The organism is Paenibacillus algorifonticola (assembly GCF_050481745.1).
Taxonomy (GTDB): domain Bacteria; phylum Bacillota; class Bacilli; order Paenibacillales; family Paenibacillaceae; genus Pristimantibacillus; species Pristimantibacillus algorifonticola_A.
In genome coordinates this window covers 1-25,024 of sequence record NZ_JBCNGR010000063.1, presented here as the reverse complement: position 1 = coordinate 25,024, position 25,024 = coordinate 1, and the positions used below count along the sequence as shown (strand labels likewise).

Annotated in this window: 22 protein-coding genes; 13 read left to right on the top strand and 9 right to left on the bottom strand. The window is 48.5% G+C overall.

Going from position 1 to position 25,024, the window contains the following annotated elements:
- Positions 1 to 229: 229 nt before the first annotated feature.
- Positions 230 to 1,027 (bottom strand): Cof-type HAD-IIB family hydrolase, encoded by a 798-nt coding sequence (locus ABEW34_RS31205; protein WP_430165541.1) that lies wholly within the window; start codon positions 1,025 to 1,027, stop codon positions 230 to 232.
- 321 nt (positions 1,028 to 1,348) lie between these two features.
- On the opposite strand from ABEW34_RS31205, the gene ABEW34_RS31200 reads away from it, so the two are divergent.
- The 4 genes from ABEW34_RS31200 to ABEW34_RS31185 all read left to right on the top strand — a co-directional run bounded on the left by ABEW34_RS31200 (position 1,349) and on the right by ABEW34_RS31185 (position 3,932).
- The gene (locus ABEW34_RS31200; protein ID WP_430165538.1) at positions 1,349 to 1,486 is read left to right on the top strand and encodes a hypothetical protein; all 138 of its coding nucleotides are present in this window, start codon (positions 1,349 to 1,351) and stop codon (positions 1,484 to 1,486) included.
- Between the two features lie 66 nt (positions 1,487 to 1,552).
- On the top strand, positions 1,553 to 2,977 hold the full coding sequence (locus ABEW34_RS31195; protein ID WP_430165536.1) for a S41 family peptidase: 1,425 nt from the start codon (positions 1,553 to 1,555) through the stop codon (positions 2,975 to 2,977).
- Positions 2,978 to 3,116: 139 nt separating this feature from the next.
- Positions 3,117 to 3,347 (top strand): DUF1450 domain-containing protein, encoded by a 231-nt coding sequence (locus ABEW34_RS31190; RefSeq protein WP_430165533.1) that lies wholly within the window; start codon positions 3,117 to 3,119, stop codon positions 3,345 to 3,347.
- An 81-nt stretch (positions 3,348 to 3,428) separates the two neighbouring features.
- Entirely contained in the window at positions 3,429 to 3,932 is a 504-nt protein-coding gene (locus ABEW34_RS31185) for a ferritin (protein WP_056041379.1), read from the top strand.
- 181 nt (positions 3,933 to 4,113) lie between these two features.
- Here ABEW34_RS31185 and ABEW34_RS31180 read toward each other — a convergent pair whose 3' ends face one another.
- Complete coding sequence (locus tag ABEW34_RS31180; RefSeq protein WP_430165529.1) at positions 4,114 to 5,118, bottom strand: HD domain-containing phosphohydrolase; 1,005 nt, start codon at positions 5,116 to 5,118, stop codon at positions 4,114 to 4,116.
- 56 nt (positions 5,119 to 5,174) lie between these two features.
- Positions 5,175 to 7,238, bottom strand: a complete 2,064-nt coding sequence (locus ABEW34_RS31175; protein WP_430165526.1) for an ATP-dependent helicase — start codon at positions 7,236 to 7,238, stop codon at positions 5,175 to 5,177.
- Between the two features lie 85 nt (positions 7,239 to 7,323).
- Here ABEW34_RS31175 and ABEW34_RS31170 point away from each other — a divergent pair, with 85 nt between their 5' ends.
- The 3 genes from ABEW34_RS31170 to ABEW34_RS31160 all read left to right on the top strand — a co-directional run bounded on the left by ABEW34_RS31170 (position 7,324) and on the right by ABEW34_RS31160 (position 9,074).
- A complete protein-coding gene (locus ABEW34_RS31170; protein WP_430165523.1) occupies positions 7,324 to 7,887 on the top strand; it encodes a GNAT family N-acetyltransferase in 564 nt (187 codons plus the stop codon).
- 97 nt (positions 7,888 to 7,984) lie between these two features.
- Positions 7,985 to 8,449 (top strand): GNAT family N-acetyltransferase, encoded by a 465-nt coding sequence (locus ABEW34_RS31165; RefSeq protein ID WP_430165520.1) that lies wholly within the window; start codon positions 7,985 to 7,987, stop codon positions 8,447 to 8,449.
- Between the two features lie 13 nt (positions 8,450 to 8,462).
- Entirely contained in the window at positions 8,463 to 9,074 is a 612-nt protein-coding gene (locus tag ABEW34_RS31160; RefSeq protein WP_430165517.1) for a DUF1349 domain-containing protein, read from the top strand.
- Positions 9,075 to 9,106: 32 nt separating this feature from the next.
- Here ABEW34_RS31160 and ABEW34_RS31155 read toward each other — a convergent pair whose 3' ends face one another.
- Genes ABEW34_RS31155 through ABEW34_RS31140 form a run of 4 tightly spaced genes read right to left on the bottom strand, consistent with a single transcriptional unit; the run spans position 9,107 to position 13,269 of the window.
- The gene (locus ABEW34_RS31155) at positions 9,107 to 9,322 is read right to left on the bottom strand and encodes a hypothetical protein (protein ID WP_430165514.1); all 216 of its coding nucleotides are present in this window, start codon (positions 9,320 to 9,322) and stop codon (positions 9,107 to 9,109) included.
- Positions 9,323 to 9,351: 29 nt separating this feature from the next.
- Positions 9,352 to 10,572, bottom strand: a complete 1,221-nt coding sequence (locus ABEW34_RS31150; RefSeq protein WP_430165511.1) for a Ger(x)C family spore germination protein — start codon at positions 10,570 to 10,572, stop codon at positions 9,352 to 9,354.
- The gene (locus ABEW34_RS31145; protein WP_430165509.1) at positions 10,569 to 11,675 is read right to left on the bottom strand and encodes a GerAB/ArcD/ProY family transporter; all 1,107 of its coding nucleotides are present in this window, start codon (positions 11,673 to 11,675) and stop codon (positions 10,569 to 10,571) included. The genes ABEW34_RS31150 and ABEW34_RS31145 overlap by 4 nt, the downstream gene beginning before the upstream one ends.
- Before the next feature lie 52 nt (positions 11,676 to 11,727).
- Positions 11,728 to 13,269 carry a spore germination protein gene (locus ABEW34_RS31140; protein ID WP_430165506.1) on the bottom strand — a complete coding sequence of 514 codons (1,542 nt, stop codon included), beginning with the start codon at positions 13,267 to 13,269 and terminating at the stop codon, positions 11,728 to 11,730.
- A 215-nt stretch (positions 13,270 to 13,484) separates the two neighbouring features.
- On the opposite strand from ABEW34_RS31140, the gene ABEW34_RS31135 reads away from it, so the two are divergent.
- Positions 13,485 to 13,904: a helix-turn-helix domain-containing protein gene (locus ABEW34_RS31135; protein WP_430165503.1), complete on the top strand. Its 420-nt coding sequence runs from the start codon at positions 13,485 to 13,487 to the stop codon at positions 13,902 to 13,904.
- A gap of 159 nt (positions 13,905 to 14,063) precedes the next feature.
- Positions 14,064 to 14,846, top strand: a complete 783-nt coding sequence (locus ABEW34_RS31130) for an SDR family NAD(P)-dependent oxidoreductase (RefSeq protein ID WP_430165500.1) — start codon at positions 14,064 to 14,066, stop codon at positions 14,844 to 14,846.
- Between the two features lie 97 nt (positions 14,847 to 14,943).
- Here ABEW34_RS31130 and ABEW34_RS31125 read toward each other — a convergent pair whose 3' ends face one another.
- A complete protein-coding gene (locus ABEW34_RS31125) occupies positions 14,944 to 16,545 on the bottom strand; it encodes a sensor domain-containing diguanylate cyclase (protein ID WP_430165497.1) in 1,602 nt (533 codons plus the stop codon).
- A 517-nt stretch (positions 16,546 to 17,062) separates the two neighbouring features.
- On the opposite strand from ABEW34_RS31125, the gene ABEW34_RS31120 reads away from it, so the two are divergent.
- The 4 genes from ABEW34_RS31120 (at position 17,063) to ABEW34_RS31105 (ending at position 23,606) form a co-directional block, all read left to right on the top strand.
- The gene (locus ABEW34_RS31120; RefSeq protein WP_430165494.1) at positions 17,063 to 17,545 is read left to right on the top strand and encodes a Fur family transcriptional regulator; all 483 of its coding nucleotides are present in this window, start codon (positions 17,063 to 17,065) and stop codon (positions 17,543 to 17,545) included.
- Positions 17,546 to 17,740: 195 nt separating this feature from the next.
- The gene (locus ABEW34_RS31115; protein ID WP_430165491.1) at positions 17,741 to 18,892 is read left to right on the top strand and encodes a response regulator; all 1,152 of its coding nucleotides are present in this window, start codon (positions 17,741 to 17,743) and stop codon (positions 18,890 to 18,892) included.
- 114 nt (positions 18,893 to 19,006) lie between these two features.
- Positions 19,007 to 21,475: an EAL domain-containing protein gene (locus ABEW34_RS31110; protein WP_430165489.1), complete on the top strand. Its 2,469-nt coding sequence runs from the start codon at positions 19,007 to 19,009 to the stop codon at positions 21,473 to 21,475.
- Positions 21,476 to 21,500: 25 nt separating this feature from the next.
- Positions 21,501 to 23,606, top strand: a complete 2,106-nt coding sequence (locus tag ABEW34_RS31105; protein ID WP_430165486.1) for a putative bifunctional diguanylate cyclase/phosphodiesterase — start codon at positions 21,501 to 21,503, stop codon at positions 23,604 to 23,606.
- A 319-nt stretch (positions 23,607 to 23,925) separates the two neighbouring features.
- On the opposite strand, the gene ABEW34_RS31100 is transcribed toward ABEW34_RS31105, so the two are convergent.
- Positions 23,926 to 24,864 (bottom strand): VanZ family protein, encoded by a 939-nt coding sequence (locus ABEW34_RS31100; protein WP_430165483.1) that lies wholly within the window; start codon positions 24,862 to 24,864, stop codon positions 23,926 to 23,928.
- Between the last annotated feature and the right edge of the window lie 160 nt (positions 24,865 to 25,024).

The following is a 25,024-nucleotide window of genomic DNA, read 5'->3' as shown; positions in this document are numbered from 1 at the left end:
GCCAGATCACAGGTTTGTTTTATTGCCCCCAAAAAATCGGTAAACGCTTTAAGGTTGTACAGGTGAGCGGGTCGAAGCGGAGTGAAAAGGTGGGGGTGGAGAAACGAAGTGTTCGTTTTTGCTGCTTGAGTTTCAGCCGTTTACGGCTAATTCGAGGAAACTTAAGCAGCAATGACGATCGGAGCCCCCACCTTTTCGCGCAGCGCACAATCCCACCTCACCTATGCCCTTACGAGTTTAAAACGAATTTTTCAAATACGTGACGAACGCCCTCTTCATTATTGCTAAGCGTCACATAATTAGCGACCTCTTTCAGCGCCGGAATCGCATTAGCCATCGCTACGCCAAGTCCTGCCGCTTCGATCATCTCGTGATCGTTCCACGCATCGCCGATTGCAATCGTTTGATCCATCGTGCAGCCAAGATGCTCAGCCATAAAACGCAGCGCATGTCCTTTTGTTCCTTCTTTATGCATAAACTCTAAATAATGAGCTTTGGATTTCGTAATATGCACGCGGTCGCCGATAAGCGTCTTAAGCTGCTCAGCAATTTCATCGAGATAGTCCGGCTCATCGATAATCAGCATTTTCGTATTCGGCTGCTCCAGCAGCTCCTCGAAATCTGGTGCTACCGTATAAGGGATTTTGGAGAGTCGCGAATACATGAGGGCCTTCTCATTCGCTTCCTTCACAAACAGCTGGTCATCGACATAAAGCTGCAAATGCAGGCCATGTTTTTCAGTAAAAGCATACAGCTCCTTGGCCGCATCGGTAGGCACGCTGCGCTCATACAGCACCTTGCCGTCCAGCAGCGTTTTTACAAGCGACCCCTGATACGTAATGATCGGCACATTGAGCTGGATTTGCTCCGCAATTTGTCTGGCGGAAGCGTACATTCTTCCGGTAGCCAGCGTCACCGTTACGCCTTTCGCGATAGCTTCCTCCATGGCGCGTTTCGTTCCTTCAGTCACAACGAGTTCATCGTTCAACAGCGTATCATCTACATCAATTGCAATTAATTTATACATAATGGCAACAGGTTCCCCTCTCCAGGCATCTTTATCGTATACATAAGCTAGGTTGATTGTAGCGAAAAATCGCCATTCGTACAAGCGATCTACCGCTTTTCTTGTATAATAGAAAGGACTGTTAAAGAATGGATTGGGAGAGGATGGGCAAGGATGAAGCTAAGATGGGGGATTTTAAGCGGTGCGAGCATTGCTATATCGCAAATGATGTAAGCTCGTGTTCGACTGCGGCATGTGGGCGGCTTACCGCAACCGCGTGGAAATTCTCGGAACGAAGGGGCGGATTGAATTGCCGAGCGTTTTTGGCCCGGGGGAAGAGGAATGCAAATCACTGGAATCGCTCAGATTGCCGCAGGTGAGGCGCTGCCGCTGTTTGGTCCTGAGGATGCGATAGCCGGGACTGCGGTTATTAAAGCCTGTCTCACCTCGGCACGAGAGAAGCGGCGGGTTCTTTTGTGAAAATTTGCTCCATCCCCCTTCAATAAGATACAGTAAAGAAAGCGGATGAGAGTTGAACCTGGGGAGATGACGAGTTTGAGGTATTTTACACATGCTGCTGCACGGCGCAGAGTTCTTTTAATTGGCCTGGTTGGGGCTATTTTATTTATGGTTGCCGGGTTCGCAGTGGGATGGCTCTGGATGGGGCATCGTTATCCGATGCTGAAAGAGCCGGCATTTCAGAACTTTGCGGTATCCTACAATACCATTATGGATAAATATTTAAATGGAGCAGATGGCGAGGATTTGATTAATGGAGCCTCTGAGGGAATGGTAGCATCGCTGGAAGACCCGTACTCCCGCTATTTAATCGAGGAGCAGGGCGATGCCTATACGCAAGGATATGAAGGTGAATTTTCCGGGATAGGGGCCGAGGTGCGCGAGCAGGATGGCCAATTTATTATTTCTGGGCTCACACCGGGTGCGCCAGCAGAGCGCGGAGGCGTTAAGTCTGGAGATATCATTGTGGCGGTTGACGGCAAGGAATCAAAGGATGCTAAATTTCAGGATCTTATCGGGCTTATGCGCGGCAAGTCGGGTACCGAGGTGACGCTGACCCTGCAGCGCCCGGGCCAGACGGAGCCTATCGAGATTACGCTTAAGCGTGAGGCGATTCCGGTTTACACCGTAACCTCAGAGATGCTGGAGGATGGTATTGGTCATATTACGATTAGCCGCTTTGCCCAGAAGACAGCTACGGAATTTGATGAAGCGGTAGCGAAAATGAAGGAGCAGGGCATGACGAAGCTGCTGCTGGATCTTCGTTCCAATCCGGGCGGCCTGCTGCAGCCGACGATTGCCATTGGCAGCAAGCTCATTCCGAAGGGGAAAGTGATTCTAGAGGTCGTATATAAGGAAGAAAGCAACCCGATTGTTTATAAATCAACGCAAAAAGAAGAGTGGACGATCCCTATCGTTGTGCTGGTGAACGGCCAGTCGGCAAGCGCCAGCGAGGTGTTGACCGCCGCGCTTAAGGAGTCGGCGGGAGCAACGGTCGTTGGCGAGAAAACGTATGGCAAAGGCGTCGTACAAGCATTTGAGCAATTTAGAGACGGCTCAGTGCTCAGCTTGACCGAGGCGCAGTGGAAAACGCCTGCTGGCACGTGGATTCACAAGGTTGGCGTCATGCCAAATGAGGTTGTCAGCCTGCCTGCATTTGCAAGCTTGCGTCCGCTTACGGTCGGCAGCGGGCTGAAAAACGGCAGCTACGGCGAAGACGTCAAGACGCTGCAATCGATGCTGAAGGAGCTCGGCTATGCGCCCGTCGGCAAAGATGGCCTGTTCGATGATGAGACGGAGGCGGCGATGCGCGCTTTTCAGAAGGCAGAGAAGCTGGACGTTACCGGCTCGCTTAATGACAAGACGGCGTATCAAATCGTTGAGCTGCTTAAGGAAAAGCTGGAGAAGGAAGATACCCAACTGCAGCGAGGCGTAGAGTTATTGAAAAAATAAGCTTGGCCGCCGCCCCGCGGCTATTGACAACGGTAATGATTATTACTATCATTCAATAGGGAGCCTTTTGGATCGAGCAGACGATTGCGTGTGTACACAAAAGTGCCAACCGTAATCAGATGGCCATTGCGGCAGCGGGGTGACACACCTATTGAAGATCAAATATTGCACCAAAAATTTCAAAAACGGGACGAAGCCGGTATACAAGGCGATGAAGGATAAGTTTCCCGACATCAAGATGAAGAAGTCCGATTGTCTCGGAAATTGCAAAACATGCAGGCATGAATGTTTTGCCGTGGTGAAGTCTAAGGTGGTCAGCGCTCCGTCAGCCGAGAAGCTTTATAAGGAACTAAAAAAAATAATTGGATAAATATAGGGAGGGCGGCTTTTGCCGCCCTCCTTTTTTGTGTTAAGATAGAGGCAACTCCGAAAAAGAAGAGGTGCATAAGTGATGAATGATCAATTAGCTGAAGCGTTAAATGAACAAATGAACTTTGAATTTTATTCGGCGCATGTGTATCTTGCAATGGCAGCCTACTGTTCTGGCGAAAGTCTGGACGGGTTTGCGAATTTCTTTATTATCCAGGCTGAGGAAGAGCGTTTCCATGGCATGAAAATATATAAATTCCTGAACGACCGCAACCGTCGTGCTACTTTGTCTGCTCTGCACGAGCCGAAAAATGAATACGCGTCGATGCTCGATGCTTTCGAGCGTGCTTACGCGCATGAACAGCAGAACACTCGCAAGTTCTACAACCTTGCTGACCTTGCGCTCAGCGAGCGCGAGCATGCGACGATCTACTTCCTGAAATGGTTCATCGATGAGCAGGTAGAAGAGGAGTCCTTGTTCGATGGCATCATTTCGAAGCTGAAGCGCATTGATAAAGACAGCAACGCGTTTTATATGCTGGATGCTGAATTTGCGCAGCGCACGTTCACGCCTCCTGCGGAATAAGCGAAGCATGCTGCACGGTTAATGGTTTCTAGCATTATCCGCCGCACAACGGTTATAACGTACTGCACATGAAGAAGAGGGATTGGCACATACGCCAATCCCTCTTTTTGCTCAAATATAGGAAAGGATATGATGATTTCATCTTTTCTCTATATTTCTCGGAATGAAACGCGCCACGCCGTTAAAGGACGGCGACAGCCGTTTCACCTTGCCCATACAACTGAATAAATGAATCGACTAAGTCTGGGTCAAACTGGGTGCCGCGCATCTCTTTAATGTAAGCGAGCGCTTGCTCCTCCGACCATTTTTCCTTGTAAGGGCGTTTGCTGGTAAGGGCGTCGAACACATCAACGATGCTTACGATGCGCGCTTCAATGGGAATAGCTTCTCCCGCAAGCTTATGCGGGTAGCCCTTGCCGTCCCACCGTTCATGATGGTACAAAATAATATGCTTGCTCGCTGTCAGCTCGCTAGTAAACAGCTCGTCATTAAACTCGCTGAAAATCTTCTCAATAATGTCGACGCCAATAAACGTGTGCATCTCAATGATGGTGCGTTCATAGTCAGCGAGCGGACCGGGCTTATATAAAATCCCCTCGGGAATGCCCGATTTTCCGATATCATGCAAAATGCTCGCCGAGGCAATGCGGCTGAGCCGTTCTTCGTTCCAGCCTAGCTGCATCCGCTCATTATGATAACGCACAAGCTCCTCCGTAAGATCCCTAACCCGCACAAGATGCGATTCAATGCCAGGATCGCGAATTTCGCAGGAAATGGCAAGCACCTTGAGCAGCGAGTTTTGAATATGCCCAATCCGTTCCTGAGGCATATAGAAGCCGCTAGGGAGCTGCTCCAATTCACGAAAAATGCCGATATAATACCAGCTCTCCTCCATATATAAAGGTGTAATGGTAATGGAGGAATGCCAGAGCTGTCCATCCTTGCGGCGGTTTATGAATACGCCAGACCATGGCCGCTTTGCCTTTAACGCTTCCTTCATGCTTTCATAAATATGCACGGGGGTAAGGCTGGTGCGAACAATTCCGGCCGTTTTACCTAAAATTTCTCTGCGGTTGTAGCCGGTTATCGCCTCATAGCTCGTATTAACTTCTAATATTTGATGCTGATCATCCGTAATAATAACGGAGTCACCTAATTGTAAAAAGGTTCTAAGCTGATCGTTCATTCGGTAGCCACCCCACTTATAGACATATATTTATTAAAAGTATTTATTTAAGGTATTTATTTAAAAGCGTTGAGCAAAAAAGAAGATACGGGTGCCGGTTTGCCGCGATAATAGCCAGGCGAGCTGATGTACAGCTCTTCCTTGGCCCGCGTGACGGCGACATAAGCGAGTCGCCTCTCTTCCTCCAGCGCAGCCTCAGCGACGTCATCCCCTGTCTGGATGGCGCTCCGATCACTATTTTTGCTCGCGGACAGCGCGGAGCTGTGCGGCAAAATGCCATCGGATGCTCCGCTGACGAACACGACGGGAAATTCCAGCCCCTTTGATTTGTGGATCGTCATAAAATGAACGGCGTCAGCGCCGCGGCTCGCCAGCTTGAGCTGCCGCATCTCCTGCAGCTTCAGTGCGATCTCGTCCACGAATGCCAAAAACTCGGTGATCGTCGCAAAACGTTTGGCGGCGGTTTCCAGCTCGTCGAGCGTTTCTTTCAAAGCGTCCTTATGCTCGGTCAGTGTCTGGCTTTTATCAGCTTGAATGTAATTGTCATAAAAGCCGTCGCGCAGCAGGCGGATCGCCTGCTCGGGCTTTAGCTTAGGCAAGGAGCGAATGAGCCGCAGCCGCTCTTTGATTTTTTCCTGATGAAATTCCTTAATGCCAGGGAAGCGGACGAGGTGAATCAGCGGCCATTTTTTGGCTTGCTGCTTCTCTTCGTTCCAGATGAATGCCATCGCCTGCTCCGGCTTGACATAAAGCGTTGCCAATATGCCCTGCATGGCATCAAAATGACGTCGATCGATCGCCAGTCGCAAATGGGCAATGATTGGCTTCACGACCCACTGCTCGTAAAAGGACTCGCCCCCGCCGTAATCAATAAACGGAATTTGGCGGATGACCAGCTGGTCGAAGATGGCGCGGCTGCTGCTCGCCGTACGAAACAGAATCGCGAAATCCTGATAGCTGCGTTTTCCTTGGCTCTGCGCTTCCGTGATTTTATTGACAATCAGCTGCGCTTCATCGTCGGTATTGCCGGGCCTTGCAAATGTTGGGGAGAGGCTTTGCGTCTTGGCTACTTTGAGCGATTTGGGACGGCGCTGCTTGTTGCTGCTGATAATCGCATTGCCCAGCCCGACGATGGCAGCCCCGGAGCGATAGTTAATGTCGAGCACGACATTTTTGCTGGTCGGATATTGCTGCTCAAAATTTAAAATATAATCGTTGCGTGCCCCATTAAACGAATAAATCGTCTGATCATCATCGCCAACGACCATCAAATTGCCATGCTGCTGGACTAGCAGCTTGATCAGCTCGTATTGTACCTTATTCGTATCCTGAAACTCATCGATCATGACGTAGCGGAAGCGGCGCTGGAGCATTTCGAGCAAGTTATGATCGGTCGTGAGCAGCCGATAAGCAGCAAGCAGCATATCATCATAGTCGATCAGCTGCTGCTCCGACTTCCACTGCTCATAACATTCAAAAAGAATTTTCAGCTGCTTGTCCTCTTCCGTTTTGGCTGGCAGCTCATGAAGCTCCAGCATTTCCAGCTTGTAGGCCGAAAATAACGTAATGAGCGTCTCCGGCTGGTACGTCTCATGCAAATTTCGTTCGCGCAGCAGCCGTTTGAAAAAAATTTGCTTCCGGCCGCTGTCGCCTAATATCGCCTGCCGCATGCCCCGCCTGCGCAGCAGCTGCAAGCAGAACGAATGGAACGTTCTGGCTTCTACCGCAGCTGCAGCACTTTCAGAAATGCCAGGCAGCGTGGCAATGCGGGACTTCATTTCCTCTGCCGCTTTTTTGGAAAATGTCATGAGCAGCAGCTGAGAGGCCATCACGCTGCGGACAGACAGCAAATAAGCCGTTCGGCATACGAGAACGGAGGTTTTGCCGGATCCGGCTCCAGCCAGCGTGAGCAGCGGCCCCTCAGTGTGACGGACGGCAGCAATCTGCGCCTCATTCAGCTGGATGCCGTGCTGCTCCAGCGAGCGAAAAAAAACGGCATCGCTTTCACCGCGTCCGACAAGCTGCTTGCTCGTATCAGCTGCCGCCTGTTTTGCTCGCGGCATTATGTTTGTTGTTACGCCGTAAGGTTTGGGATAATATTTTGTACGTGTTTGTTCCATATGTATAATCACCTGTGCTTGATTATAGCATGGCTTAATGGATTAGGATAAACTAATTAAAGAATAACAATAGGAGATGAGCTAGATGATTGTGCCAGCGAGAAAAGAAGATGTACAGCAAATTATGCCGCTTCTGCATGCAGCAATTGGCGATATCGCCTGTATGCTGACGGGCGCTAAAGACGAGCAGGAGGCTATGAATATATTAGCGGATTTTTATGTGGAAAAAGGAAACAGGATCAGCTACGAGCATGTGCTTGTCGCCTGGGAGGGGGAGGCCATCGCGGGCATGGCGCTCGGTTACGGCGGTGATGCTGCTGCGAAGCTTGATGCTCCGCTGCTTTCGCGCATCCGTCAGGAGCCAGCTCATGCCGGCTATCAAATTATGACGGAGGCAAGGTCCGGGGAATATTATTTGGATTCCGTGGCGGTAAATCCCGCCTATCAAGGAAAGGGGATAGCGCGGGCTTTGATCAGCGCGCTGGAGAATAAGGCGAAGGATGCGGGCTGGCCGCGCCTATCGCTCATTGCGCTGGATGATAACGAGAAGGCGACGGCGCTCTATTTTCGGATGGGCTATGTCGGGGATGGGGAGCTGGAGTTGGCAGGGCATCGCTACATTCGAATGGTAAAGCAGCTGACGCAATAATGGATTGCGAAGCGGAGAGCAAACAGGTACGATAGCGATATGACAAATATCCCATTCATTTACTAACTTGCTAGAAGCAGCTATGGAGGCATAACAGATGAAAGATATCAGCATTCGTATAGTAGAGCCACTGGATGAAAGGTTGCACCATCTGATTCAATTACTAGACGAGGAGCTGCTGGAGCGATATCCAGCGGAGGAGGTGCACGGGCTGGATTTTACCGATCCGGGCATCAAAGACACTGTATTTATTGTCGCTTTTTCCGGGGACGAGCCGATCGGGTGCGGTGCCATTCGGCCGCTGGATGCCCAATATACGGAGCTGAAACGCTTTTTCGTGCGCAAAGAAAGCCGGAAGCTCGGCATTGCCGCCGCCATGCTTTCCTTTTTGGAGAATGAGGCGCAGCTGCACGGCTTTGCTGGCATCCGGTTGGAGACGGGGCCCGAGCAGCCCGAGTCGTTGAAGTTTTATGAAAAGCATGGCTACGTATTTATCGGGAAATTTGGCGAATATGTCGATTATGAACTAAGCATATGTTATGAGAAGCGTTTCGGCGCATAAAGAAGGGGCGAACATGATGAATGTATTTGAAAGATGCAGCAGGCAAAGCTTAGGCAAGGAGCTGTCCTGGATGAATGAGCCGAAGAGCTGGGAAGTGAATGAGCACAAGCAGTTGGTCGTACAAGCGCCGCCGATGGGCGATTTTTTCATCGATCCGGCAGGAGGCAATACGAAAAACTCCGCTCCATTCCTTTACACATTAGTTGAAGGCGATTTCTATGCCGTTACCCGTGTTGCGGTTGATATGAAACAGACGTACGATTCCGGCTGCTTGATGATTATGGCAGGCGAAGATCACTGGGCCAAGCTTTGCTCGGAGTTTTTCGACGATATGCCGTCCATTCTCAGCGTTGTAACGCGTGGAGCCTCCGATGATTGCATTTCCAGCGATGCCCAAATCGTTCGTCCTTTTTTGCGTATTGCCCGGGCAGGCAATTGCTTTGCATTCCATTATTCGCATGATGGCGTCAAATGGAAAATGGTTCGTTATTTTGGGATGGACGTTCCCGCAACGATCAAAGTCGGCGTCGTAGCCCAATCACCGATTGGTGAAGGCAGCGTCGCAACGTTTGATTATTTAAAAATCAGCACGGACGTAATTGGCGACATTCGCAGCGTCAATTAACGAATTACAGCTTGAGCAGCAAGCAGGAGGGGTTATTTCATGCCCATGCTGCTGAACAGGAAGGCAATAAGCTCGGTGGGGCCAGGCATGTCGGGGAAAAAAACGAGCAAAATCGCCAAAGCTGCCGTTAATGCTGTTATGGCGATTGCCGTAGTCATTTCCCGGCGCCCGTTATCCTGCCCGCGAGTTTCTCCATATATAATAATGACGGAGACGAGCAGTATACCTGTAATAAACAGCACCTTCATCGAGAGCCCTCCTGTATGTTTTGTTGCATTTATTTATTGGATTGGCCCGGTATCCCTTGTGGATCACCGGATTTTCCTGTGCGCAATATACGAGCCTCTACATGGATTGTCGTTTTTATTTTTGGCAGGTCGCTTTCCCACTGGGCCCTTTTGGCTTTCCATTTGTGTGGAAAATGATTGCGGTACGCATTCGCATAGCCGAAAAAATCGGTTTTCATCTTTTGCTGGGTTAATTGCAGTGCGGCTTCCGCTCGCTGCTTAAACTGCTCTTCAAACAAACCCTGAATTTTTTCTACATTCGGCGGTGGAAGTAGCGACAGATCAGTTGTATTCAGGATGACATCGCCCTTCGTTTTAATGTTGACCTTCATCGTCCAGTTCCCGTCAGCAAATCCGGGAACGAACTCCGTACGAATGAATTGCGGTTTGATAGTGACAGCTGCTTGCTTGTTGGTTTTGTCCGGGTTAACCGTCAAAACGATATTGTCCAGTTGATTAAGCAGCATAAGCACGCCAAGGCTCATCGGCTCGGTTACGACGCGAATTTCCCGGTCATCTTTAATCAAGGCCAGTCCAAATATAAAGGGCATCGTAGCTTTCTTGTTTTGTCCAGGCTCTGATGGAGCAATTTTCAACCGGGATAGAACAGCCGATTTTCCCAGACCTTCCAGTTCTTGAGCTAAATCAAGCACGGTCATTTTGGTACCCAGCTTCATGTTGCCCATTTCACGCAAAGCTTCCGCCGAGCTTCGCTCAAGAGGAGGCAGCAGGGAGAGGATATCCTGTGCTTTAGTCTCGCTAATATAAACATAGGCATGTTCGCGGAATTGGGAGTAGCGCAGCAGAAAGTCCATGTACTCGCGAATGCCGAGCTTTGCCGTCTTTTCTCCTATGACAATGGCCTCGCAATGTCCCCAGAAAACGTGGCGGGAAATTTTGCGCTGCAGCCGGGTCATTGCGTCTGCAATATTGAGCCCTTCTGCGGTTTGCACCATCGTAACCCCGCTCGGAGACCCTTCACTGCCACCGCTCCCTCCGGTCGCGCTGCTGCCGCTTTGGCGTGGAATGAAAATTTGAATCGAAAGATGGACTTTACCGTCTTTGGTTCGGTCAATGCCGGTTGCAAGCACCATTGCCAAGTCATTAATTTCCACGCGGTCCCAGCACCCTTGCAAAAACGCCGCGCTGCATGCCGCCAGAAGCAGGAGTGCGATTTTGCGCCGCAGGTTGTGCAATTTGCTGCTTTTCATGAGGCGGCCTTCTTTTTGCGGGTCAGCTTGTTTTTAATGAGACTAACCAGCAGCAGCAGCAAGGGCAGGATGAACAGGCTGGCAATCGTATATGTATTGCCCGATACGCTGATCAAATTGGCGATATCCGCTTGGCTTCTGGCTGACCAGTAAGCTAGAACGGTGCATAGAAAGGCAAGCGGCATAACAACGGAGCGATAGTTCTTCAATTTAAGCCAGTCGGCAACCGTAATCGAATAGACGTACAGAAAGACAGATATTTTTATGAAAATACCGGATATCCAAATAGCGATTACGAGCGATTCCAAATGCTGCATAAAGTCGGCAATGGTTATGTAACGGGCGGCAATCATCACCGGATAAATAAAGCTGGAGGTCAAATCGCCCATTAGGAATAAGCACACCAGATTGGTAACCACCATCGTGATGGTGACGAACAGTACCGATAACATACTTTTTCGCATTGCATTCTCGCGATCATTGACGTAGGGAAGGAGAAACGCTATCAAAATATATTCGCTGAACCAGGCAGCCGGCGCCAGGGCACCTTTAATAGAAGGGCCAATGCCATTTTCGGCAATCGGCAGCAGCTCAGAAGGATGGAGCTGGCCAATCAGCAATATAAACAGAAAGGCTGCGAGAAAAATAAAAACGGCCGTGAAAATCTGCGCGCTTCTCCCAATAACCTCAATGCCGAGGCGGGCATTGATTGCGCAGACAAGCACCATCGAGCTAGTTACAATGAACTGCGGCGTCATCGGCAGCGCATTGCTAATAATAAACTCGCCATATTGGCGAATAATGATGCCCGTTAAATGAGGCCAATAAAACATATAAAACAAGCCAACCAGAAATCCCGGAATGGCCCCAAGCAGACTGAAGCTCGTTCGAATTAGCGTGCTGTCTGGCTTCAGCCGATTGAGCCTGACCGCCACCCATACGGTCAGCATGCCAAACAGGCCCGCCCAAATCGGAGAGATCCACATATCCTGTTGGGCATGGGTCATCGTAATGCTGGGAACAGACAAAATGGATGTGGCGAGAATGGACGGATAGAGCAGAATAGCCATCTGGGACGATGATATTTTTCCAGTTTCAAGCATGGAGCTTTAGCCTCCTCCGGTATAATTTCGGGCAAGTTTTGGCCACTGCAGGCTATTTTTTGTTCCCGCTTGGGCTGCTGCGCCCGGAATGCCGTTCTTTTCGGGCTTCGTTCATCCAGGCAGGAGCACGCCAGATGATATCGCGAATGGTCCCCATTGAAGCTGGCGTAACAGGTGACAAGTAGGGAACGCCGAATGAACGCAAACTTGATAAATGGATGACGATTAAAATCAGTCCAAGCATCATGCCGATCAGTCCCAGCGTTCCTGCCAGCAGCATGATTGGAAATCGGAGCAAACGGGAAGAAATGCCGGCTGCATAACGCGGTATCATAAACGATGCGATACCGGTTGTGGCCACGACAATAACCATTGGTGCAGAGACGATGCCTGCTGAGGTGGCAGCTTGTCCGATGATGAGCGCGCCCACGATGCTGACGGCAGCGCCGACCTGTCGCGGAAGCCTGACCCCAGCCTCGCGCAGCGCTTCGAAGGCGATTTCCATAATCAGCGCTTCAACTAGCGCCGGAAAAGGGATTTCCTCCCTTGCCTTGGCGATACTGAGCAGCAGCACCGTCGGTATCATTTCCTGATGGTAGGTTGTAATCGCCACATAAGCTGATGGAAGAAGCAGGGACAGCAGAAAAAAAACATAACGCAGCCAGCGTACAAAGGTGCTCATAATAAAATGCTGATAGTAGTCCTCGACAGACTGCAGCATGGAAAATAAGGTCACGGGAGCGACGAGGGCAAAAGGCGTCCCATCAATTAATATAGCGAAGCGTCCTTCCAACAAATTTGCGCAGACGACGTCCGGCCTTTCGGTCGCAATCATTTGTGGAAACGGCGAATAAGGCGAATCGGCAATCCATTCCTCGATATATTCGCTTTCCAATATGCCATCGGTATCAATAGCGGCAAGCCGCTTCAACGCTTCATCGACAGTGGCGGGATTTGCGGCTCCCTCCAAGTAAAGAATAGCAATATCGGTTCGTGTATACTCGCCGATCGTCATCGTGAGCAGCTTCATTTTCGGGCTTTTCATTTTGCGGCGCAGCAGTGACAGGTTGATGGACAGCACTTCATTAAATGATTCGCGGGGGCCGCGAACGGTAGATTCCGCTGAAGGCTCCTCAATGCTGCGATGCTCAATTTTTTGCAAGCCAAACGACAGCGCCTCCTCGCTACCATCGATGAAGAGCAGCGGCATGCCATTGCTAATGACAGAGATAGCGTCCTCCAGCGTGCGCACTGTATTAGCAGCAGCGATGGGCAGAAGGTTTAGCAGCTGTGCAGGGGTCGCAGCAGTCAAGCTGCCGGCATCGCTCGCAAGCGGACGCAAAATGAACAAATTCAGCTGCTCATCATCGCACATGCTGATATGAAAAATGAGCATGGCGTCAGCGAGCTCGCCGATCCGCAAGGAATGGAAGGATAGGTCAGCGCAGTCCGCATATACACGCTGCAGCTCCGTTACATTTTCATCCAATCGCTGTGAGAGCGGCTGCTTCTCGTCGGACTGGTGCTTGTCCGACTGCTGCCAATCAGCCTTAAGTGTTTTGTGCTTCCAATTGCTGCGTTTGATTCTGTGCATGACAGTACCTCGCTTCCAGAGGATAGAACAGTCTGTGCCACTAGCGTTTCCAGCACGTTCCTTTCCTATGTAAGGAAACAAATATTTTCAGAAGTGATGAATTATGATGGAGGGGTGTTGAAAAAAAAGCAGGCTTGAATTATAATTGATAATGATAATCATTATATATGAATGAGCGATCATTCGGCAGTGCCAATAGGCCAGGAAGGTGGGAAATGATAAAGCATATGAGAAACTCGATACGGATGGGCTTTCAAGAAGAGGATATACACTTTAGGCATAACACCGAATCTGTTGCAGGAGGAAGAAGCAAGCTTGGGCAGACGGTTGAATATATGAAACGCCATTATCACAAACCCATTACACGGGACATGCTCGCCAGCATGGTTGGCATTACGCCGGAGCATTACTCCCGCGCCTTCAAGAAGCATATGGGCATCAGCCCGATCGATTATTTAATCGCCATTCGCATTGACCGGGCTAAAGGTCTATTGAAGGAGACGAATGCGACGGTGCGCAGCATCGCTCGTCAGGTCGGCTACGAGGATCCGTATTATTTCAGCCGCCGCTTCAAGCAGGAGGTTGGTGTAGCGCCTTCCGCCTACGCGGTGCCTGGATATAGCGCAGGATTATAATTCATATATGAAACATGTCGGGGCTTAATAGACCCGGCATGTTTTTTTTATACAGTCCAGCGTATAGTATACTGGAAAATAAGAGACAGCAGGTTTAGACTGAATGGGGAGCGGTAATAAGAATTGAGTTTGATAACTTCGTGGACAGGAGGAATTAAGATGGATTTGGGCATTCATGGAAAGCGCGCCATCGTAACTGGAGGAAGCAAAGGGATTGGGCTTGCCACCGCGCTGCGGCTGGCAACTGAGGGAGCGGAAGTAGCGATAGTAGCCAGACAGGAGGGACCGCTGCAAGAAGCAGCAGAACGGATTGAGCAAGCGACAGGCAAAAAGCCGTTGATTATCTCCGCCGATGTATCGGTCGAGGCTGACGTACAGCGCGCAGTTGCCGAGGTGGTCCAGCAGCTAGGCGGTGTCGATATTCTCGTAAACAATGCTGGAACGTCGGCCGCGCTTCCGTTCGATAAGGTAGAGCCTGATGCGTGGGCAGCCGATCTTGACCTTAAACTGTATGCGGCCATTCATTTCGCGCGAGCGGTGCTTCCTTATCTCCGCGAGGCAGGAGGCGGCGCCATCGTAAATGTGACAGCTATCGGCGGCAAGACGCCAGCAGGCTCCTCGCTGCCTACTTCGGTAAGCCGTGCGGCTGGCCTTGCGCTAACGAAAGCGATGAGCAAGGATTTGGCGGGCGATGGCATTCGTGTGAATGCTGTCTGCATCGGCCTCATTCGCAGCGATCAAATTGAACGCATGTGGAAACGAACGGCTCCCGATCTATCGTGGGAGGAGTTTGCAGCGAGCCCGCAACATGATATTCCGCTTAGACGGATCGGCAATCCGGAGGAAGCCGCGAATGTCATCGCTTTTCTCGTCTCGGAAGCGGCTTCCTTCGTCACGGGAACTTCCGTCAATATTGACGGCGGCAAAGCAGCGGTGCTGTAGCTTAAATTGAAAAATAAACCCGGCATCAGCCATTTTCTTTCCTTATGTAGGCAAGCTGAGGCGCCAGCTGCGACTTGTTTTGTCGCAACTAGCGCCTCTAAACTTCTGCGGCAGCGGCAATCGTCTGGTTGCGGCCCGCATTTTTTGCTTGATACAGCGCTTGGTCCGCTTTCTGGAGCAGCTCCTCGGGGCTCGTGCCATGCAGCGGATACTGGGCAACCCCCTGTGAAATCGTTACGCGCCCAACGACCGGATCTACCCCTTCCTCGACAGCAATCCGCAGCTGTTCGGCGACTAAATAAGCTTCCGGCAGCGCCGTCTGCTGAAGCAAAATAACAAGCTCCTCCCCGCCATAGCGGTAGCCGATATCCTCAGGCCGAATGGCATGAATGACCGTTTGCGCCAGCTGTCTGAGCACCGCATCGCCTGCTTGATGTCCAAATTTATCATTGACCCGCTTGAAACGGTCAATATCGATAATAATAATGGAGAAGGGCAGCTTCTCTTCCATCCACAACGTCAAAAATTTGATTAAGGTTCGCCTATTCATGAGCCCTGTTAGCGGGTCCGTTTCCGCATCTTTCGTTAATTGATGATGCTGAGCCTGAATAAGCGTTCCTACATTGATTGTTGATTTAATAAGCAGGTCTGTTTCTCGAATCCAGTGGTTTTTACGCCAGGAGCTAAGCTCGCCTGCATCCCCGAGCTGGCTGACGAACTGCGAAAGCTTTAGAAATGGATTGGCAATGCGCCGCGCCAATATAATGACCGTGAATATAAGCAGCAGCAGCGGTATGGCAATTGTGATGGCAGCATTTTTGAAATGGTAAACGAGCTGATCCTTGATGCTTTGCATAGGAGTGGCTGCCACGATGCCCCAGCCATTTTCCTTGACGCTGGCATACCCGACGAGCAGCTCACTGCCGTTCAAGCTGGTAATCCTTTCGCTGCCGCTTTGCCCAGCCATGAGCTTTTTCACAACCATATTTTTGCTTATGTTTTTGCCAATGAGCATGGGATCAGGGTGAAAGAGCAGGTTGCCCTGCTGATCTACAATATAAAAGTAAGACTCCAAAAAATCATTCGTATTTTTCTCGAAAATCGTATTTATAATATTATTTTTCTTCAAATAAATGCTGCCGCCAATAAAACCCTCGTATTGCTGGTTTTTGTCATACAACGGCTCGCTTACCATAATGAATAAATTCCCTGTCCGTTCATCGAAAAAGGGGTCCGATATGCTCGATCGCCTTGATGCCAGCGCTTGTTTCAAGGAAGCTGACGTGATTGGCTCATTGATTAAGCTGCTTATTTCCTCCGTAGCCCCTCTGATAATTCCGTGTTTATCCACGACTACGATAGAATTAAAAAAATTGCTGCTATGCTTCATTAAATTTAAATCCTCATTCATTCGCTGGACTTTATCAGGATCGTCCCACATGCCCTCCTGTTCGATATGCACACTGTATTTCAAGCTTAGCCGTATCGTTTTGGTTAGTGCGTCAAGCGTATCGCTCATTTTGCTCGCTTTGGAGAAATTGGTGGATAAGGCCGTGCGTTCCATTAAAAGCTTGCTGGATTGGAAGGTCGAAAGCAGCACGAGGATAATCGTAACCAAGACGCATAAAAAAACGAGACCGCTAAGTACAGTTGCCAAGCTGATTTTACGCTTTTTGTACGCCGGGAGTAGGGCTTTCATCGTAATGACTTCCTTTCGTTTCGCTGAAGTATGTCAAAGGAAAACGTCGTATAAAGTGAATTCGTTCTATCATCTGAAAGTCTTTTTAACTTCCTATAAAAGTAACTATATGTAATACCTAGAATGATGAAAGAGGAAAATTTAATAGCGTTATAGCTATGAAAAGTCGCTTCTATTGTTATGATCGGAATTGTGCTAAAATTGGATTTGTATATATTCTGAATGGAAGTGAAGCTGGAGAAAATAGCTCGTACCGTTGTGGACAAGCTTGGCTGGTGATTTATATTATACAGCGATAGCCGTGATTCAAACAGTAGCTGTGCTAAAGAAACCGATGCCTGCTGCAACGACTTATTGGCTGCTCAGCATTCCTTTTGGAAGCCGGCATGGCAGTGTTTTGGCTGTTCAAAGCTAGTATGCTTGCTTTTTTGACATATCTATAATAAAATTAAGATGATAATGATTACAAATTGAGAAATGGCAAGCCGCAGGACGATGCAAAGGAGGCTCATGAGCGATGAGCGAACTGGATATTCAAATGGATAAAGTTAACCAGCAGCTGAAAGCGAAGGGCTACAAGCTGACGCATCAGCGCGCGATGACTTTAAGAGTACTGCTGGAGAACGAGCAGGATCATCTCAGTGCAGAGGACGTATATATGCTGGTCAAGAAGTCATACCCGGAAATCGGGCTGGCGACCGTTTATCGGACGCTTGAGCTGCTGACCGAGCTGCATATTGTAGAAAAAATGAACTTTGGCGATGGTGTCGCCCGCTTCGACTTGCGTGACGCCAGTCAAGAACATATGCATCATCATCTGATCTGCGCTCAGTGCGGCGTGCTGAAGGAAATTCAGGAGGATTGGCTGCTTGAGCTGGAGCAGCGCGTACAGCGCGAATTCGGCTTCACGGTTACCGACCACCGATTGGATTTTACCGGTATGTTCCAAGGCTGCAACGCCGGCGATTGCAAGCGAGGCAAAGATACGAAAGCGAGTTAATTGCTCATTTTATGGAGAAATGCATGCATAGAAGCCAGCTATTGGCGTGAAAAACGCTGAATCCACCAAATAAAGGTGATTCAGCGTTTTTTTTTACGGCATATTTTTATTTGGTATTGATAATAAGGCTTAGTAAACCGTTATATAAGTATAGGACTTGCGGCTTAAACTACCAGTTAAGAAGGTGACAAAAACATGAAGACTATATTGGTAGATAACGAGCCTCTAACGCTAAAGCTCCTGGAAGAGGAGTTAGGCAAAATTGGAGGCATCGATGTTGTGGGAAGCTTTTCCAATCCCGAGCTGGCACTTCAACATATTTTAGCCGATCCTCCGATCGCTTTATTTTTAGATATCGATATGCAGGAGCATGGCGGGATGCAGCTTGCGGAGCAAGTGATGCAGCAATTTCCGGAAGTTATGCTTATTTTCCTAACTGAGCAAGAGAAATATGCGGTGAAAGCATTCGAGCTTAGCGCTCATGATTATATAATGAAGCCATTCAGCCATAAGCGGTTATGCATGACGGTAGAACGGCTATTAAAGCGGGCCCGGATTGCTCCTCCTGTTGTGCTGCCGGCTTCTGGACCAGCTAAAATGATTCACTGCTTTAGATCGCTGCGTATTGGGCCGAAGGGCGATGAAAGCGCTACGCTCAAATGGAAAACCTTGAAGGCGCAGGAGCTTTTCGCCTATTTGCTGGAGCATCGCGGAAAGCTGATTCGCAAGCAAGATTTGCTGGATCAGCTGTGGCCGGAAATCGAATGGCGCAGAGGCACCTCCCAGCTGTATACAGCGATTTATCAAATTCGGCGAATCATGCGTGAAGAGGATGTCGGTATCCGAATCGTCAACCGTGATGAAGGTTACACGCTGGATTTGAATGGCGTACTACTGGATACGGAGGAGTGGGAACGGAAAATCAAGAGAATCCCTCCGTTAACAGATGAAACATTGGAACAGCATCAGCAGATGCTGGAATTGTATCCTGGCGACTACTTGCTGGAATATTCGTATGAATGGGCCGAAAGGGAGCGTCGGCGGCTTCGCACCGTATGGCTGCGCCATGCCCAGCACATTGCCCAGCATTATGATTCCATTGGCAATGAGGAAAAGGCAGCCCAGCAATATTTGCTCATTCAAAAACAGCTGCCCTCCGAGGAGCAGATTTATTTTGATCTGATGCGTTTGTATGACCGAATGAATGAGCGGTTTGCTGTACAGCGGCAATACGAACTGCTGCTGAAGATGCTAAGGCAGGAGTTTGATGCCGAACCGCTGAACTCGGTACAGCAATGGTATGATCAATGGCAATACAAGCATAGCCAGCGTTTGTCAGCGCAATAAGCGAAAGGCCGTTGCAAAGCTGCTCCGTCTATGCGAACGATTATTAATCGTTCATCATAATGAACTAAATTTACTGAAAATTCAAATATTTACCAACTGAAAAGAGGGAAAGAAATGGGGCATCTCCATGGCACCTATGATAGCTCACTGATTATTTTCTCGTACATTATTGCAGCACTAGCGTCGTTTGCAGCTCTGGATCTGGCCGAGAAGGTCGGCATTTCCGGGGGCCGCAAGCGCTGGCTGGGCATTGCGATTGGCGCCGTTATTTTGGGAATGGGCATTTGGTCGATGCATTTTGTTGGGATGATGGCCTTCTCCCTGCCAATCGTAGTAGCCTATGACCTGATCGTTGTTCTGCTGTCTCTTCTCGCTGTCATTGTGGCCGCATTCGTTGCGCTGTATGTCATTGGAAGGGATGAATTGAAAACCGGCAGGCTGCTGGCGGGAGGCTTGCTGCTGGCTACCGGCGTGTCGGTTATGCATTATGTAGGCATGGAGGCTATGCTGATTCAGATTCATTATGATCGGCTGCTGTTTTCACTTTCTATTTTTATTGCGTTTGCTGCATCCGTTGCTGCTTTATGGCTCGTGTTTTATTTTCGCAAGACCAGCAAGCAGGTCATGCTTTGGAAGAAGCTAAGCGCGGGCATGATTATGGGGGCGGCCATCGCGGGTATGCATTACACAGGAATGATGGCGGCAACGTTCAGCTCGGAAATCAAGACGGCCATCTTTTTTGAAATGGTGCTGGCGAGTAAGCTGCTTGCTTACGTCATTATAGCTGGAACGCTGATCACGTGCATGATGTCGCTGGTCGTTCTGTTTATCTCCAAACGGCTGGAAAGCAAGGAAACGCAGCTCGACGAGCATGAGAAGTGGTACAAGTCATTGTTCGACAACAATTTAGATGGCATTATTTCAGTTAATATTCAAGGCCAGATTATTGGCTTTAATCCAGTCGCATTGGAAATTACAGGCTTGAAAAGCGAGCAGCTGCTCCATCAGCCTATAAATCTGCTTTTGCCCTATATTACGCCAGACCAGCTTGATCATACAGTAGCAATGTTTACAAAAGCTTTTCAGGGCGAAGCTCAGCGTTATACCTCTGCCATCTTGCGAAATGGGGAGGAGCGCGTAGATATTAGCGTTGTAAGCGCTCCGGTTATTGTGGGCGGCGCTGTTGTAGGTATTTATGTCATCGCCAAAGATATTTCAGAGGAGAAGCAGGCCGCGGAAAGGGTGAAGTATCTAGCCTTTCACGATGAACTGACGGGCCTGCCGAATCGCAGAATGTTCAATCAAGTACTGGATGAAGAAATTGAGAGACCTAAGCTGGCAAGCGAGGCAGCAAGCGAGGACGATTCTATTTTCGCTGTTATGGTGCTTGATATCGATCGATTCAAAATGATTAATGACTCGCTCGGCCATTCCTATGGCGACCTGTTTCTTCAAGAAATGGGCAACCGAATCAGCAGCAGTGTAGAAGGTTATAATGTGCTGCTTGCCCGAATGGGCGGTGATGAATTCACCCTGCTGGTGCCTCATTCTGATTCAGGCATTGTGACGGAAATTGCCGAGAAAATTATTCATGCGATCCAGCTTCCCTATCGTCTCAAGGAAAGCGACTTTTATGTATCGGCCAGCATCGGTATCGCCTTATACCCGCAGCATGGGACAGATACGAGCCAATTGCTAAAAAATGCGGATACGGCGATGTATGAAGTGAAGAAAAGAGGAAAAAATGGTTTTCAGTATTATTCGGCCGAACTCAACGACAAGCTGCGCAATAAAATCGAGCTGGAAGGCGACTTGAGAAAAGCGGTGGAGCTGGGTGAGCTTGAGCTGTATTACCAGCCCCAGATTAGGGCCGAGGATGAGTGCATGATTGGGGTCGAGGCACTCGTCCGCTGGAACCATCCAACGAAAGGCGTGCTGTCGCCAGGCATTTTTATTCCGATTGCGGAGGAGACGGGCATTATTTACGAGCTGGGGACCTGGGTACTCCGGGAAGCCTGTCGCCAAATGCGCAAATGGCATTTAGCGGGCGGGCCGCTCATTCCTGTCTCGGTCAATTTGTCCTCACAGCAATTCCATCAGCCTTATTTGGCCGAATACGTGAAGGATATTTTACGGGAGACGGGGCTTGATCCGCATTTTCTGGAGCTGGAAATTACCGAAAGCATGATGATGGACGCCGCGGTATCGACAGCCATATTGAACCAGCTCAATGATTTTGGCGTGCGAATTAGTCTCGATGATTTTGGAACGGGCTACAGCTCGTTAAGCTATTTGAAGATGTTCCCGATTCACAAGGTGAAAATCGATCGTTCCTTTATTCGCGATATTACGGAAAATGACAACGATAAGGCGATTGTATCCACCATTATTTCCATGGCCCAGCATTTAAATATGGAGGTTATTGCCGAAGGCATTGAAACGAAAGCCCAGCTGGACATTTTAACTGACAAGGACTGCGAGAAAATACAAGGCTATTATTTCAGCCGTCCTTTGTCCGCTATTGATGTAGAAGAGGAATTTTTTATACCTGGTCGCCAAGAGAAAACAGCATTTCATTCCTGATTCAACAGACAGCGGAGGTGATAAGGTGGACTATTGGAAGAAATCTTTGCCGAATATGTACAAGCAGTTTCCTGAGCCGATTATTACAATTGGAGAGAATAGCGTCATTCTCCATATGAATGAGGCTGCTAAACAATATCAGCGGGGGGCTATCCGCGATTTGCTTCCGGGAGCCAGATTGTCAGAGCTGAAACGAATAACGAAGGAGGAGGGGACAAGGCTTGAGCAGTTTTTGAGCCGGCCAGATGACACCTGCTCCAAGCGTCATTTTTTATATTTTGACGATTCGGATGGAGGAGTTATTAGTTGGGAGCTGTACAAGCTCCCTTATGATGCCAGCAGCAGCAGCTTAGGCAGCCATCTTCTCATTCGGGATCGTTCGGAAACGATTAGGCAGCAGAAGGAAAGCGAGGCTATTAGGGCGCGTTACAACGAGCTGCTGGACATATACTTAGATCCGATTGTCATTCATCAGGACTCGAAAATCGTTTTCATCAACTATATGGCTGAGCAAACGATTGGCGGGAGCAGTGAACAGCTGCTTGGCCAGGATATTTTTCGGTTTATTCATCCGAGCGATTGGGACAATGTAGCTGAGCGCATAAAAATGATGTATAAGACGAAGCAGCGTTCCACTATAAAAGAAATTCAGCTTATCAGCTTTCGTAATGAGGTTTTTGATGTTGAGACGATGAGTAAAATGATTGACCATAACGGCCGTCCAGCGATCTTGACAGTCATCCGCGATAATAGCGCCCGTAAAAAAGCAGAGCGTGAAATGATTCACCAAGCTTTTCATGATTCTTTAAGCGGTTTGCCGAACCGCAGCCATTTCAACCAACAGCTGTCGAAAATGATTGAGCGAAGCAGTGCAAGTCTTAGCGATGGGAGCAAGCAGGCTTCCCGTTTTGCCGTTATGGTACTTGACCTTGACCGTTTCAAAAATATTAACGATTCACTTGGACATGCCTACGGGGATGTGTTCCTGAAGGAGATGGGCTGTCGCATTCAATCTTGTGTAAGAGACAGTGAAACCTTAGTAGCCCGAATGGGAGGAGATGAATTTACGTTATTAATTAATCGCTTTCAGGATGAGCAGCAGCTAGGGCTGCTCGCAGGAAGGATTACCGCTGCTATTCAGCAGCCCTACCGACTGAAGGATAGCGATTTTTATACGACGGTCAGCATTGGAATTGCCGTCTACCCAGACAATGGACAGGATACGGTACAACTGCTCAAAAATGCCGATACGGCGATGTATGAAGTGAAGCGCAACGGTAAAAACGGATATCAGTTTTATTCGTATGAATTTAATGAGCAGCTGCAGCTCAGGCTGGAACTGGAGAGCGAGCTGCGCAAGGCGATGGAGCGCGAAGAATTTAGATTGTACTATCAGCCGCAAATTAGCTCCATTGACAATAAGATGATTGGCGTCGAAGCGCTGATCAGGTGGGAGCATCCAATAAAAGGAATTATTTCGCCTGGTGTATTTATACCGGTGGCTGAAGAAAGCGACTTGATTTACAGCATTGGTGAGTGGACGATGCGCGAGGCTTGCAGGCAAATGAAGAAGTGGCATGATGAGGGCGTTTTTTTTGCATCGGTATCCGTCAATTTATCGGCAAGACAGTTTCTTCAGCCAAATCTGGTTCAGCAAATTCATGTGATTTTAGAAGAAACGGGGCTTGATCCAAGCTTTCTAGTGCTGGAAATTACCGAGAGCATGATGATGGACGCCTCGCATTCCATTGGGATATTAAATGAATTGAATAGCTGTGGTGTTAAAATCAGCCTCGATGATTTCGGAACGGGCTATAGCTCGCTCAGCTACTTAAAGCATTATCCAATATATAAGCTTAAAATAGACCGTTCCTTCATCATAGATATTACAACGGATGAGAGTGATCAAGCGATTGTCGCCACGATTATTTCCATGGCCAAGCATTTAAAGTTGGAAGTAATCGCGGAAGGTATTGAAACGAAGGAGCAGCTCGATTTTCTAACCAGTCATGACTGCAAGGAAATTCAAGGCTACTATTATTGTCGACCGCTGCCGGCTCAGGTGCTGGAGGAAAAGTATTTAGCGATCCAAGCAGAAAATGATGGCATATGGGGCGATTTGAAGCATTGAGATAGCCGTTTCACCTTGAAATAGAGGAAAGGATAAGATGTTTTCATCCTGTCTCTCTATTTCTCGGACTGAAACGAGCTGCGCCGCCTAAGGACGGCGTCAGCCGTTTCACCTTGAAATAGAGGAAAGGATAAGATGTTTTCATCCTGTCTCTCTATTTCTCGGACTGAAACGCACTGCGCCGCCTAAGGACGGCGTCAGCCGTTTCACCTTGTTTGACGCAGTGTTAGCAGACACAAGACTGGTATTGATAAATAAAGTCTTGTTCTGCCGCTGTTATTGAAATACGTTTCCCGTTAATTGAATCATATCTATGGACTCAGTTCCAAAAATATATCATCTTCCTATACCCAACATCCCATATTTTTTCGTTCCCCTCAATGGTTATCGTGAGCTCACTCTCCGCCTCGATAGGAATCTCAAACATCGCCGGGAACAGTTCCGGATAAATGCGTTGATCCTCTCCAGTGCTGGTCAATACCTCGCGTCCATCGACGAAAACACGAATTCTGCCAGAATAATCCATCTGTTCAGGTATCCCATAATTTAAGGAGAAAATAATCTCCTCTTTATTCGTATAAGTGAACGTTTTTAAATTTCCACTTTCGACCTCATACATATTATAGCGGGGGTTTACGTCTTGATCGCTTAATTTAAAGCTATTCGGTTTTGTTCCGGTTGATAAGTTTCCAGAGCTGTTCATCAATTCGTTTATCGCTACAAAGGGCCCTTCTTCTTTAGTTAACGCTTTATCCACAATCCCACACAATCCCCATACCCCTACTAAAAGAACCACAGAGGAAATGGCCGTTATTATAATATTGCTCCAACCATTTTTTGAACGAAAACCAAGCTTATACGCCCCAAAACCGACTGCTGCACCTAATGAGTTTTGAATGGCGTCGTTAACATCGAAGCTGCCGAGAAACGAAAGTGCCTGTACGGTTTCCAGTACAATAATCGACAAAAAGAACAACGTAATGAATCGAACAAAAGTGATCCGATATAATAATGGAATTAATATTCCAAAAGGGATAAAGGCTATGATGTTCCCAATCTCTACAAAATCCATGAGGATAGGATGTAGAAGATCAGATATAGTTGGCAACTTGAAGAAACTGTCAGGTAAAAAGATAAAGGTGTAGTCAGCGGTTTGCCCTGCGGCACCTGTTCTACCGAAAGCGAGAAACATAAAATAAAAAATTAAAACGGTATAGAGTATGGTTATGGTGAAAATAATCTTACGTTGTTTTGTCATGGTTAACTCCTTTGTCGGGTGGTACTTCATGGAAAACTGAACTTGCTGCCTCAACCTATTTTACTATAATCACTACTGACCTGTCCGTTAGCCGCACATGCTGCGCAAGCGCCGCACCACAGATGATGAAAATTGGACTGCGAATCTGTCCATACTTCTA

What these genes read in the sequence shown, in the direction of transcription:
- ABEW34_RS31145 (WP_430165509.1), bottom strand. Translation starts at nt 11,675, where the DNA reads ATGCTTGAAACTGGAAAAATATCATCGTCCCAGATGGCTATTCTGCTC.
- ABEW34_RS31200 (WP_430165538.1), top strand. Translation starts at nt 1,349, where the DNA reads ATGCAAATCACTGGAATCGCTCAGATTGCCGCAGGTGAGGCGCTGCCG.
- ABEW34_RS31125 (WP_430165497.1), bottom strand. Translation starts at nt 16,545, where the DNA reads ATGAAAGCCCTACTCCCGGCGTACAAAAAGCGTAAAATCAGCTTGGCA.
- ABEW34_RS31150 (WP_430165511.1), bottom strand. Translation starts at nt 10,572, where the DNA reads ATGAAAAGCAGCAAATTGCACAACCTGCGGCGCAAAATCGCACTCCTG.
- ABEW34_RS31165 (WP_430165520.1), top strand. Translation starts at nt 7,985, where the DNA reads ATGAAAGATATCAGCATTCGTATAGTAGAGCCACTGGATGAAAGGTTG.
- ABEW34_RS31185 (WP_056041379.1), top strand. Translation starts at nt 3,429, where the DNA reads ATGAATGATCAATTAGCTGAAGCGTTAAATGAACAAATGAACTTTGAA.
- ABEW34_RS31115 (WP_430165491.1), top strand. Translation starts at nt 17,741, where the DNA reads ATGAAGACTATATTGGTAGATAACGAGCCTCTAACGCTAAAGCTCCTG.
- ABEW34_RS31100 (WP_430165483.1), bottom strand. Translation starts at nt 24,864, where the DNA reads ATGACAAAACAACGTAAGATTATTTTCACCATAACCATACTCTATACC.
- ABEW34_RS31180 (WP_430165529.1), bottom strand. Translation starts at nt 5,118, where the DNA reads ATGAACGATCAGCTTAGAACCTTTTTACAATTAGGTGACTCCGTTATT.
- ABEW34_RS31175 (WP_430165526.1), bottom strand. Translation starts at nt 7,238, where the DNA reads ATGGAACAAACACGTACAAAATATTATCCCAAACCTTACGGCGTAACA.
- ABEW34_RS31110 (WP_430165489.1), top strand. Translation starts at nt 19,007, where the DNA reads ATGGGGCATCTCCATGGCACCTATGATAGCTCACTGATTATTTTCTCG.
- ABEW34_RS31155 (WP_430165514.1), bottom strand. Translation starts at nt 9,322, where the DNA reads ATGAAGGTGCTGTTTATTACAGGTATACTGCTCGTCTCCGTCATTATT.
- ABEW34_RS31195 (WP_430165536.1), top strand. Translation starts at nt 1,553, where the DNA reads ATGACGAGTTTGAGGTATTTTACACATGCTGCTGCACGGCGCAGAGTT.
- ABEW34_RS31205 (WP_430165541.1), bottom strand. Translation starts at nt 1,027, where the DNA reads ATGTATAAATTAATTGCAATTGATGTAGATGATACGCTGTTGAACGAT.
- ABEW34_RS31140 (WP_430165506.1), bottom strand. Translation starts at nt 13,269, where the DNA reads ATGCACAGAATCAAACGCAGCAATTGGAAGCACAAAACACTTAAGGCT.
- ABEW34_RS31160 (WP_430165517.1), top strand. Translation starts at nt 8,463, where the DNA reads ATGATGAATGTATTTGAAAGATGCAGCAGGCAAAGCTTAGGCAAGGAG.
- ABEW34_RS31130 (WP_430165500.1), top strand. Translation starts at nt 14,064, where the DNA reads ATGGATTTGGGCATTCATGGAAAGCGCGCCATCGTAACTGGAGGAAGC.
- ABEW34_RS31135 (WP_430165503.1), top strand. Translation starts at nt 13,485, where the DNA reads ATGATAAAGCATATGAGAAACTCGATACGGATGGGCTTTCAAGAAGAG.
- ABEW34_RS31170 (WP_430165523.1), top strand. Translation starts at nt 7,324, where the DNA reads ATGATTGTGCCAGCGAGAAAAGAAGATGTACAGCAAATTATGCCGCTT.
- ABEW34_RS31120 (WP_430165494.1), top strand. Translation starts at nt 17,063, where the DNA reads ATGAGCGAACTGGATATTCAAATGGATAAAGTTAACCAGCAGCTGAAA.